Raw genomic sequence first — 12,049 nt, 5'->3', positions numbered from 1 at the left:
GGATTTTCTTTAACCCACCCCCATTCGATAGCCAAGTTGAACATTTTGTGCAGCAAAGATAAAACACGGTTTGTAAGCACTTTGCGATCACTGATTTTCCCCCGAAGCACTTGGATATCTCGAGTGGTAATTTCTGCTACCTTCCTAGTGCCAAACTCTTTCAAAATGTGGTTTTTAAGCATGGCTTTGTCTTCCTTGATGCTTTTTGGGCTTTTGTCTTCTAGAGCATGCAGTTTCATATAGTCTCGGGCTAAATCAGTCATCATAGGGCTGGATTTTAGAACTTTACTCTCCTCTGCGGGGTCTTTTCCCATACTGGCCTTGATAGCAAGTTCTTTGGCGGTTTCTCGGGCTTGTTCAGTCGTGATGTTTCCATGGACTCCAATCTTAATCTTCTTGGTAGTTCGGTGTTGGTTACGATACTGGAAGAAATACATCTTTCGCCCAGTTGTATAGATGCGTAAACCAAAACCACTGATTTCTGTATCCCAAAGGTACTTCTGCTGCTCAGTATCATGCGCGGTGCTTTCAACGATGCGCTTGGTGAGCTTGACACGGTTCTTCTTTTGAGTATTCATAAAATATATCCGTAAATGAGTTATTTGTAGTTATTAAGGTAGCAGATGTAAAAAATCGCTTCAAGAAAAAATGAGGGAGCCAGCAGGGAACAACCGAGAGAGACTGGGGGAGATTTTCCGAGATTTTCGGAGACCGAGGGAGACCGAAAACTCCTTGCAAAGCCAATATTTATAGGGCATTATACAAACAATGCGGAATTGCGGATCACTAGAGAAACTGACTCTTAATCAGCGGGTCACAGGTTCGAGCCCTGTAGCGCCCACCAAGCCCAGTAAGGGTTTCAGAGGATCGGGAAATTTCAAAAATAATTTGGGCAAGCATATGGTAAGCATTTGGGAAAATTTCACCAGCCTTCTTTTTCAAGAGCTGATCTTGGGATGAGGAATAAATAATAAGGAGAGTACCTATGAAAGCACTGCGTATTTTGTCGATAGTTGTTTTGTTGATTTGTAACTCAGCGGCATCTGTTTTTGCAACAGAAGAGCAACCAGAAACAGATAAAGAACGTTTACAAAAGGCCTGCCTTAATAGTGTTAAAGGCAGAAACAGAGAGCGTGCCGAGCAATTTTTTGCAGGATCTGACTATGACATTGAAGACTTGGATATAACCTATTTGATTGTTGATTGTGATGTGCCATTTTTGGGTATAGCGGAGGGGTTAAGAGGCAATACTACAACTAAGTATTTTACGTTTTATTTGGGAGTAGCTATTGCAGCAGTCGAGGAAAAGATGGAAGATTTATACTCAACTCTGCTTTCTCTTGAACATCTTGAAACCATTACCCTCAATGAAAGTATTATAGACAGTAAATATGTTGATCCACTAATTAATTTTATTGAAAATTCTAATATTAAGACTCTAAATCTGGAGTGTGCATTTCTTGGGGGGATTAAATCGTTTTTAAATAAACTCCAGTTAAATAAATCTCTTACTTCACTTAATCTTGCACGCAACACTTTAGACGATGAAGATTGTGGATTGCTATCGACATACTTGACTCAAAATCCTGGCAGTCTCACTAATCTCAATCTTAGTGATAATTCTGTAAAAAATAAAGGAATCCTCTCATTATCAGCAATGCTTGGCAAACTTAGTAATCTGAAGTTATTAGATCTTTCTGATAACCACTTTGATAATTTAAAAGATCTTGACCAATATAACGAGAGAATCGTTCTTGTAAAGCACAGCGATGAGGCTGCAAAAGAAAGTTATACATTTGATACATACGAGCAAAGTCAGATTTTTTGCTTGCACAATGTAGATGATTTAGAGGAGTTAAAGTTTGTTAAAAAAGGAAAAATACCAACACAGAAGATTTTAAGGGCATGTTTTTTCCCGAAATTAAAAAAGAAAAATAGTCAAATTAAATTTCTCACTATGTCCAGATACAATCTAGGGAACTCCACTTACAAACTCCTAGAAACCATAAACAATTACCAATTTTTGGAAAAACTATATCTTTCAAAAAATGGAATTAATAGTAATACGCTTAAAAAAATCATTCATCCTTTGAGTACAATGGGTAATCTGAAAGATCTTGATTTAGGAAATAATAAGATTGCATACGACGGTTTTGAGCTTCTTTTTGAAAAATTCAAACTTAAATTGTCTTTTTTGAGATTAGCGAAAAATAATATTAATCTTCAAAAGGTTGTGGATAAACTAAAGAAAACAGAGCATACTTTAATAGAAATCCTAGAATTATGTGAACAATCAAATCAAGAAGAATTAAGTGATGAATTCTACGAAAAAGCTACACTAATCTTAGAAGAAAAATTTAAAAATTCTCAGTTTATTTTAGATCCCAAAGATGCCCTTTTGTTTTCAGAAGAAAGTGAATTACCTGTCAAGAACCTAATTTCTGTATCTGAAGAGCAGCAACATTCGAATGAAATTCGATCCGCCTTACCTTTTAGGAATTCTCCTTCAAAGAAATATGTAGATAAGTCAAAATGGAACCTGGGATCGGTAAAAATGTCCATTGACCCTTCGGGGGCAGGAAGTGACCCTGTAGGATATGCTGTGATTAAAAGTAACAGCGCCGGTGAGGTTTTCGTTAAAGCTGCGGGCAGTATTAAGGGAGATGGCTTATCGGATGAGATCTTTGATCAACTTTTAGATATTGCTGAACGAGAAAAAGTTAAGGAAGTTCTTGTAGAATTTAACTATAACCAAGGCGGATATCTTGTGGCTCTGAGAGAATATTACCGATTTAGAAAACTAAAAGAATCAATCCAGATAAATATGGGAAATTTAAAAATAGAGAATGAATTGAATGGAACAGAAGATTATACTACCGAGGAAAGTAGTGAAAGTGACGATGATTTGAAATATGCTCATAGTCAACCGAAATCATTTGTGAATACCAATGTTTCCCCACAACAAAACGTAACTGCACAAACGATTCTTGATCATTCTCAGAAATTGTTTTCAGAAAGTTTTGAGTTTGTTTCAATCAAAACAACTGGTAAAGATAAAGGAATAAGAATTGTAAATACTCTCAAACCTCTTTTGGAAGAAGGTAAATTGTTCGTTGATGAAGAATTCCTCAAGAAAGATTTTGAAAACAGAGACAAGCAAAATTCTTTACTGCGAGAAATGAGCTGGATTGCGCCGGGGTTTAAATCGGATAATTATCCACACGGAAAGCATGACGATATTGTAGATGCATTGGAAATGGCTATAACTTATGCCCACAAAGAATTAAAAAGCGTAAAAAGAAAGATAGGTGTAGATAATGCTAATGCATCAGGCCAGTAATATAACTGCTTTGATTTTCATTTTTAAAATCTAATTATCTTGCAACTTGATACAAGGATTATCTTTGATTCCAATGATAAAGAAGGGTACTTTTCTGTTGTCTGTATAAGCTGAGGTAGAGCGGACAGAATTAATTCCTTGTTCGTAATCTTTCATCCATCTAGCTATTTTCTCCAATTGTCGTAATATGGCGGCAAGGAGGGATCCATGGGCAGGCACTTTGATACAAATACGCAGGCGAGAGATGTTGCTACCTCACCCAGGGAGTTTGTGCTAAGACCACTACTGAGGTTACACCAAGCTGTTGGGTTCATATGCTGTAGTTTTACCAAAATTGTTGTTCGGTACACCCTTAAGTACTGCGCTGCAACTAAAAATCTGAAATTACGCCGCATGCACATCATCATACTGCTCAGCGCTTTTTTGGCAACGTTGTTGTTATCGAGCAGTTTTTATTCCTACCGGGTCTATCGATCAAAAACCCTTTCGTCGCATAGGATCCAAACGACTCGAGTGTCCAAAAAGGTTAACCAAGCGCTGACTGCTTTTGACCAGTTTCTCAAGCTTCTGGCGTATCGGATCGGAAATAACAAAAATGATACCCACAAAATCACTATGATTCTAAACACTGATTTTCAGAAATTTTATTTTGGCCCCCTGCCAACACTCATGAATCTGGAATACCATCCAGTCTCAAATCAGAAAACTAATCAATCTAGATTGGAAGTGATCAAGCGGCTCAAAATCCCCAAAGAGGCCTTGATGAAAGACGAATCAAAGTGGCAAATGTTTACCATTCAAAAATCAGTACGATACAACAATTCCATCCTCGGCACCTTGAAAGCACAAATTACCTTAGCCAACCTCATTCCCAGTGATTTTAAACAGTCCACAGTTGCAGATGTGGGCAAGCGTCAGTATTTTTCTGTGACAATTGCCGGTGCGCCAATCCTCTACGTTCTTGATGTGGCATATCCAAGTTTTTTGCAGTTTCTTAAAAAGCACCAGAGCTATTTATTGGTCCTGGTGTGCGGCATACTTTTATCCACTCTCGTAGGAGGCCCTCTTTTCTCCTGTTTAACGACAAGACGTAATAAAAGATTACTGCTGCGCAACAAAGCTTTAACCCGCAAAACCCAGGGATTATCGCAACAAGCAGATAGACTCGATGAAAGTAACCTGCAAAAAGAGCAAAAGTTATTACAGCTGGAGGTTATAAGGGAAAAACGCGAGCAGTTGCTATTTGAGATGATCAAAAACTACCAAACCATAGGCTCAGATGGAAAAATGTTCTGTGATATTTTGTTGGAGACGACCAGCATGGTGCCAGATTACAATGGCTTACTGGCCAAAATCAAACAACTTGCTGAAAAAGAAAAGCGAATCTTCCACAAGTTAGCAGAGGGGCATTTCATCAAGAAAGAAAGCAGTGCAGTGGATATTGATGAATTGCTTGAGGAGGTCTTGAGCATTTTTGCAAACGCAACTACGGATCAGCAAATCACTGTGACAATTGACAACCAAGTGTCTACTCCCATAGTTACAGATACATTTTTGCTCAAAATTGTACTGCATAACTTGATGAGTCTAATCTTGGAGAGATATCTTCTTGAAAAGCAATTGTATATCGAAGTTCGTCAGGAAAATGGGTTGTTTTTTTCTTTTACTGATAATGGCAAGGCAACAGTGAGAGAATACCCTAAAACACGTAATATTCTAAATCCCAATAAAGCAAGTGTAACTGCTTTGATACAAGCTGCTGGTTGGAATGTAACTTTTACCCGAAGCCAAGATTCCCAAAATGGGAAAAACAACATCAAGTTATGGCTGCCTGACCATGGTGAGCTGTCAAAAGGAAAGGTGGTGCCTATATTTAGGGATAGAGGTTAAGGTTAGACCAGATCCGATAAAATTCAGTGAAATCCAATGCCCAATCCATCCCCTCCGGAGCTGGGGGAAATAACCTGTCCCGGACTTGATCCGAGAGGTGACCAGCTGTAGTGTCGAGCTCCACGTAATGGATCCACCCCGGCGCCATCTAATAAAACCACTTATTTTCAGATTGTTTTTTAGGAGTTATAAAAAAAAGAGATCATAGCAATAACAAATAGTCCTAAAAAATGCTACCCTCCCCTTAGGTTTCAGGTTTGGGAATAACAAATGCGGTACATTGCAACTGCGTCAACTAAAGAATACCCTGCTTTTTGTAGGTGGTTTCCACGTCTTATTGTTAAATCCTATTTATTGTGTGCCGCTGATATGGAATGTTCCTGAGACAGATTCATTTTTTGTGAACCGGGAAGAATACCTACAAAATATGGAAAAACTTCTAGATGATTCTCCACTTTTGCTGATCATTGGTGTTACAGGGATTGGCAAAACTCAGTTGGCACTGCGGTATGCACACCAACACTACCAGGAGTATGATATGGTGTGGTGGATAGACGCTTCAGCAAATATCACAGCACAATTTAAGGAATTAGCTTTTCACTGGAACCTAATCCAAGAAAAATCTGGGTCCGCCATTGAAGTAGATGCGGTTTCTGACAATAGGCTACTGCAAATTGTTAAAGATCAACTGCGTCAAACTGACAAAAAATGGCTTTTGATATTTGACAACACGCAAGCACTCGGGTTCATCAAAAAATACCTTCCCAAAATTGGCCAGAATACACAAAAACATATCATTGTGACTTCACAAAATTCCTTGCTAGAAGGGGCGATGCTTAAACTGGGGAAATTTAAAAGATCCGAATCCATCGATTTGTTAGCTTCTGTGCTTAAAGACGATCCGCTGACAAAGCTTGATTTGTTGGCAGATCGATTAGGGGATTATCCTTACGCCTTGTCGGAGTTCGTAAAACTGCTCAAGATCAAACCCGACATGACAATTGATGAATATATCAGGATCTACCTGCTGAAAAAGATGAAACAACGGGGCAGAAATGAATCGATTCTGGCTTCTCGCGTGTTTGAAGATGAAGATATGATCACAACTGCCGCTATTGATGTGCGATTAGATAAATTCCAAGACAGTTTTCCTGAAGCCTATGAAATACTGCTTTTCACATCCCATTTGAACGCAGGTTATATTTCAAAGAATTTGTTGGCTAAATGGGCTGATGTGCGCCAATCCCGGGACTCCATTGATATTTTATTGGCCTATATCAACAAATTCTCTTTCTTGGAAAAGAACAATCTAACAAAAACAGAATATTATCGGATACATGAGGTGATACAGTATACAATGAGAAGTAGACTAGGGGAAAATCACCATGCATTTTTTAAGGACGCACTTATGGCAATAACTCAGTATTATCCTTGCCGTTTCTATGAATTCAGTAAGTTTGTCCAAGATAATGCCAACGATATTTTCCACTTGGAAAAAGTCCTGAGTGTGGGGAAAGGGAATCAGTGTAGGACGCCAGAAATGTTTATCGTGCAACTGCGCTTATTGGAATATTACCTTTACGAAAAAAGAGATTTTGCAAAATCTACCGAGATGCTGCACAAATTGTCTGCGCTGCTCAAACAGGGTTTACAGGTAACTCCTTTAGTCCAGGCGCAATATTTTATTGCCAAAGGCAGCTATGAGATGTGGCGTAATACTAATATCAAAGCTGCTATTGCTGCCTACCGGCAATCGTTAGCCACTCTTGCAGGTGTTGATGATTGCGCTGAAGAAATGCTAAGAAATTATTTCAATTTAGCTCAAGCGTACTTTTCCCAAGGGGACATAGGGCAATGTTTAAAAACTTGCGAGATGGGCAAGAAGCTTCTTGCACGCTCTGGAAATATTCTTGGGCAATCGGTGCTTTATTTCATTTATGCCCGGGCTCTTCTTGATAATGGTGATTATGAATTAGCTCTTAAGAGTATTCAAACAGCAATCGAGAAGGACCAACACCAATCTGTGAGCAAGAGTGATCTGTTTCACTTTTTGGTTGTGAAGAATATCATTTTGCTCTCTTTGGGAAGGTACCTTGAGGCTGAAGCTGGATTTACCGCAGTTAAAAGCCAAGTTCAAAAATATTATGGAAGCAGCGATAATTTTCTTTCAGCGAGCATCGACATAGCACGATCCGATCTATATCTCAGGCAGGGCAAGAATGAAGCAGCTATGGAGCTTCTGACCAAGGCAAAACGCACGATTGATTCATGCTACCCACTACAAAGCCATCGAGATCAAGCCTACGCATGTGTCGTAAAAGGAGATATTTTTTTGGCAAAAGGTCTGTATGCAGAATCATACAACGAGTACCTTGAAGCACAAAAAATCTATGATCGTCTTTTCGTCAAACGTGAAAGCGACACCCTCTACAAGCTTTATGAAAAATTGACAGTTGTTGGCGCTCATCTAAACAATCAAGAAATTATCAGAACATATCTCAGGTTAATCATAGATCATTTTGGGTTTGATCATGTAAGAACCAAAAAGATCTTTAACATTATGGACAAACATGCTGTAGTATCAGAATTGTAAACGAGTTTAACAGGGACAGTACACCAATGACACTAACTTAAGGGAAAATTGTTTGAATTAGTGGGGTTACAACAACAGCATGTGAGTTTCTCACCAAAGATTCCCGGTATCTTCTCTAAATTCCCGGGTAACGGAGCCAGGTGAAGGAAATTCATACTTAGAAATCAATAATAGAATCTGAAACCTCCGATTTACCCGTAAATATGGAGAGGATACAAATTTAGGTTCTGTGGAGGTATACCCATTGGTTTTAACGAATTTTACAACTGTGCTTGATGACGAAGCGTGACATAAAAACCACACACGTGAAGTTTTTTAGTTTTTTTGAAAAACAATCTCACAATTTAAATTTCATTTTAAATCAATAAATTAGGAAATTCAGGGCTCAAATGGACATGCCACGGTTTTTTGGCGATATAATTTCTCAAAAAGGATGGTTTTTGAGAGACGTGAAATTCGCCCTTTCAAAAACCCGCAAACCCAATAAAAGGTCTCTCAAAACTGTCTTTTGAAACTCAATCTCTCAAAAGGTACCTTGAAGATGAGTTTTGAGAATGTGCCCGGGCATGTGGGCTTAGTTATGTTGACGCATGTAACTTTTGATAAACTTCTCTTCTATGTCCAATTCGTACGATAACGATGGTTATACTTTCTTGCTCAACTTGATAAATTATCCTGTAATCACCGACTCTAGTTTTATGTAAAGACTGATAGCCTTTAAGTTTTTCAGAATTGTAGGGAAAAGGATTCTCCAACAATGTATCAATTTTCCGGGAGATGAGGTTACGAATATTGGAAGGTAGCTTCTTCAAGGATTTTGCTGCTTGAGGTGTAAATAGCGCTTTGTATATCAATTTTCTTTTTCCAGCTTTATAGCAGATCAATCCAACTCTTTCTTTAGCTCTTCCCAATCGATGAAACCTTCAGAACTTGCCTCATCTAGGGCTTTTTTGGCAGCAATAGCGTCATAACGATCTTCGATTTGCTCCAATAATTCAATATCTTCCATTGGAACTATGTAAGCTAACGGTTTATTACGGCGCATGATCATAACACGTTCTTTTCCATAGGCAGCTGTGTTCAGTGCATCAGTAAGGTGAACTCGGACATCAGCAACTGTAAATTGAGTGCGAATTTCCATCAAATACTCCTTCAATGTTTATGTACATATGTTATATTATGTACATTTTTGATAAAAATTGCAAGCCAATGTAGGCTGAGAGTTTCTTTATCTTCAATTATCCCTTTACAACACGTAGTTTTTGTTACAGGGTAAGTGACATATTTAAATGGATTTTTACTATGAATTTTGATTGTCACACAAACGAACGCTTTTGATCTCTCAGGAGGGTTTTTGAGAGACGGGAAATTTGGCATCGCCTCTGCCTCTAATTCTTGCTAATCAACCATTTGGCAAAGGCTACATCAACTTCTGGATAGGAGGAGCCCAGGGAATACATATAAGTTTCCTGAATGAAGAAAAATACTTCTTCGAAGCTGCAATTCTTGTCAGCTTCACTTAGCAGTTTGATCACCTTATCTGCTGTCTTGGCGAGAAACTTCAGATCTTCAACTGGTTCACTGGGATCTTCTTTTTTTTGCATGGGAACATGGCCACTAGATCCTGCACGTTCTACCTCAAATAAGTCTTCAATAGTGCACTCTAGGACTTGGGAGATTGCTATTAATGACTCTGCACTGGGTTTTTTGGATTGGCCTTTGATGATATTGCGCACGGCGCTCATCTTAAGTCCAGCTTTTCTCTCTAATTCAGCTGCGGAAAGATTCTTTTCCTGCATGCGGTTGATCAGTTGTTGTTGTAGGGTGTTCATCGGCTACCTTTCAAATTCGTTACCAAAGTTTATCATGCTTAATAGAACTTCATAGATGTTGATATAACTTAAATAGCATATCTGATAACTCCATGCAAGTTCATATAACTGCATATAGGGTAAGAATTAACAGCATTGACAGTCTATATAACGAATATGTATAACAACTTATTGGCATAGGTATTTGGATAATCAGATACAAGGAGGAACGACAAATGCAGGAAATTCTTTTCACAACAAAAATGCTGGCAAAACGCTGGTGTTTGTCCTCGACAACCTTGCAACAATGGCGTTGGACTGGCAAAGGTCCTGAATACGTTAAGCTAGGTAGGCGGGTCTTGTATCGCCCTAAAGATGTAGAGCGGTTTGAAAAAGAGCAATTACGCGAGCATACCTCTCACCCACACGTTACAGATGGATCATGACTGCCAGCAATGATCATGTTGGCACAGCGATTCAGCAACGCCCTGTCTACTATGTAAAGTATTACCCTGAGCTAAAAACGGCCACCGGCTCTGAAAAAACCGCAATCCTTATTGATCGGCTGGAGTATTGGTTTGCCCTCAAGCCGGATGGATTTTATAAGTTTTTTGAGCCCTGTGATCATCCCTGTTACCGAAAAGGTGATAGTTGGCTGGAGGAAATCAGTCTCAATCGTCGCGCTTTTACCCGCGTCTTCAGTCATGTTGGAACTCGCTATCCCAGTAAGACGGCTTTTTTTGCGACAAAAGATAAGTTTCAAGGCAAGCTATATGCGCTTTATTATGAGCGGACGCGCAACCAAACCCATTTTCTGCGCAATCATGAGGTTGCCAATGCGTTTATTACGAAAGCTTTTGCCATAGATGCAGAAGAAAATCTTGAGCCATCTCAAGAACCGCATTTTGATGCTGGACAAAATATCCAGTCCCCAAATGTATCTTCCCAAAGTGTACCCTTTAAGAGTGGCAACATTGTCCAGTTTAGGAAAGATGAAAATTGTTCCAAGCCCTTAGAAGCTAGCAAACAAAAGGCTTACAGTAGGAAAAGTAAGGCCGCCCAAAAAAAAGAGCCAATTCCCGATTCATCAAAACAATATTCGTCAAAACCATCTGATGCTTCAGCAACAGGAGAAAAGATGAAAAAAATATGGATTGAAGAAGTTGGAGAACTGGACCGTTGTCAAGATAAACCAGGTTTATGTTTGCAGTTAGAAAATGCCTTACGCTTGAGTTTTGCGGGTCAGATAGAGCGCTGGAGGCGTTATTGTCGGATGATTGCCTCATCAAAATTCCTAATGGGGGAAACTGGCAACAAGGATTTTCGCAAAGCCTGGATTAGTTGGGTGATCAAGCCTGCAACGGTTGAACGGATTCTGGCGGGTGAATTTGTATTGGGAGATCGTTCAAGCAAACTGGATACAGCAATTACCAACCAGCGCGAACAACTGAGATGGTTGCAGCAAGATCAAGAAGGTCTAGTCTCTTCCCTGGACAGCTTAAAACACACCCTACGCAGAGAGCAACGCCAAGCCATTAATCAACGCATTGCAGAATTCACGCAGGAAGAAGAAGCAAAGCTGAAGCAATCTTTTGCCGAACAAGCTCAGCAACGTAGTGATTTTGTAGGAGAAGAATTTCGCAAATCTGGCTGGCAAAATGCACATATCCCGATGATGTATCGTTTTGAGCGAGATCAGAAAGTCTCGGAGCAACTATTTGGTATGACGTTTGATGATCGGCTTGCCAAGCTTTACCAAACCGATACGCGTGCTTTGCAATTGACTGAGGAATTAAAAGAGCAAGAGGAACAGATTGCTCAAGCCAAAGCAGAGCTGAGTCAGTTAGTGCAGGAGCATGAGCTTACCGTTGCAATGTCCCCTGTGGGTTATGGTCAGGCAAGCAGTAACAAAGAGCTTGCAGAAACAGACGAAGATTGTGGACCTACATTGAAATCCTCTCCAGAGAAAGCATCAGATCACCAAGTGACAGCAATGCCAAAAAGTCAGTCAACTCAGCCAGCAAAATCCTTGGGGGATTCCATGCAGGCCGTTTTGGCGGCACAGAAAGCTTCAACAAACAGTATTTAAGGCTGCATAAAGGATGTGAGGACTACCGCTATCCGAAAGTAGCCGATGTGTTTGTCGCTATGGCTTTGTTGCAGCTTAACCCATTCCTCGCCAATACCAGAACCATTTAGGGTGATCGTTCCTAGACCGGACAAAGTGGTCGGTACAGACCGGACAAAGTTGCCGGTCCAGACCGGACATAGTTGCCGGTACAGACCGGACATAGTTGCCGGTACAGACCGGACATAGTTGCCGGTCCAGACCGGACATAGTTGCCGGTACAGACCGGACATAGTTGCCGGTACAGACCGGACATAGTTGCCGGTACAGACCGGACAAAGTGGTCG

At 39.9% G+C, this 12,049-nt stretch carries 9 protein-coding genes; 5 read left to right on the top strand and 4 right to left on the bottom strand.

Annotation, left to right across the window (positions count from 1 at the left end):
• On the bottom strand, window positions 1–578 hold a 578-nt coding region (locus tag ABFQ95_05115), incomplete at its 3' end, for an integrase arm-type DNA-binding domain-containing protein (GenBank protein ID MEN8236904.1).
• A gap of 407 nt (window positions 579–985) precedes the next feature.
• Here ABFQ95_05115 and ABFQ95_05110 point away from each other — a divergent pair.
• From ABFQ95_05110 to ABFQ95_05100, 3 genes are all read left to right on the top strand, one after another.
• A complete protein-coding gene (locus ABFQ95_05110; protein MEN8236903.1) occupies window positions 986–3,340 on the top strand; it encodes a hypothetical protein in 2,355 nt (784 codons plus the stop codon).
• Between the two features lie 207 nt (window positions 3,341–3,547).
• Window positions 3,548–5,230 (top strand): hypothetical protein, encoded by a 1,683-nt coding sequence (locus tag ABFQ95_05105; protein ID MEN8236902.1) that lies wholly within the window; start codon window positions 3,548–3,550, stop codon window positions 5,228–5,230.
• 280 nt (window positions 5,231–5,510) lie between these two features.
• Complete coding sequence (locus ABFQ95_05100; GenBank protein ID MEN8236901.1) at window positions 5,511–7,823, top strand: hypothetical protein; 2,313 nt, start codon at window positions 5,511–5,513, stop codon at window positions 7,821–7,823.
• A 578-nt stretch (window positions 7,824–8,401) separates the two neighbouring features.
• Here the strand turns inward: ABFQ95_05100 and ABFQ95_05095 are convergent.
• The 3 genes from ABFQ95_05095 to ABFQ95_05085 all read right to left on the bottom strand — a co-directional run bounded on the left by ABFQ95_05095 (window position 8,402) and on the right by ABFQ95_05085 (window position 9,655).
• Window positions 8,402–8,734, bottom strand: coding sequence for a type II toxin-antitoxin system RelE/ParE family toxin (locus ABFQ95_05095; protein MEN8236900.1), 333 nt, complete (start codon window positions 8,732–8,734; stop codon window positions 8,402–8,404).
• Window positions 8,704–8,964: a type II toxin-antitoxin system prevent-host-death family antitoxin gene (locus ABFQ95_05090; protein ID MEN8236899.1), complete on the bottom strand. Its 261-nt coding sequence runs from the start codon at window positions 8,962–8,964 to the stop codon at window positions 8,704–8,706. Before ABFQ95_05090 ends, ABFQ95_05095 begins: the two co-directional genes overlap by 31 nt.
• A gap of 247 nt (window positions 8,965–9,211) precedes the next feature.
• Window positions 9,212–9,655: a helix-turn-helix transcriptional regulator gene (locus ABFQ95_05085; GenBank protein ID MEN8236898.1), complete on the bottom strand. Its 444-nt coding sequence runs from the start codon at window positions 9,653–9,655 to the stop codon at window positions 9,212–9,214.
• Window positions 9,656–9,870: 215 nt separating this feature from the next.
• Between ABFQ95_05085 and ABFQ95_05080 the strand changes: the two genes are divergently transcribed.
• Window positions 9,871–10,080 (top strand): helix-turn-helix domain-containing protein, encoded by a 210-nt coding sequence (locus tag ABFQ95_05080; GenBank protein ID MEN8236897.1) that lies wholly within the window; start codon window positions 9,871–9,873, stop codon window positions 10,078–10,080.
• Entirely contained in the window at window positions 10,077–11,723 is a 1,647-nt protein-coding gene (locus tag ABFQ95_05075) for a hypothetical protein (protein MEN8236896.1), read from the top strand. The genes ABFQ95_05080 and ABFQ95_05075 overlap by 4 nt, the downstream gene beginning before the upstream one ends.
• The last annotated feature ends 326 nt before the right edge of the window (window positions 11,724–12,049 follow it).

It is taken from the genome of Pseudomonadota bacterium (genome assembly GCA_039714795.1).
GTDB lineage: Bacteria > Pseudomonadota > Alphaproteobacteria > JAGOMX01 > JAGOMX01 > JBDLIP01.
Note: the sequence above shows the minus strand (reverse complement) of the source record. Positions and strands in the feature narration are given on the sequence as shown.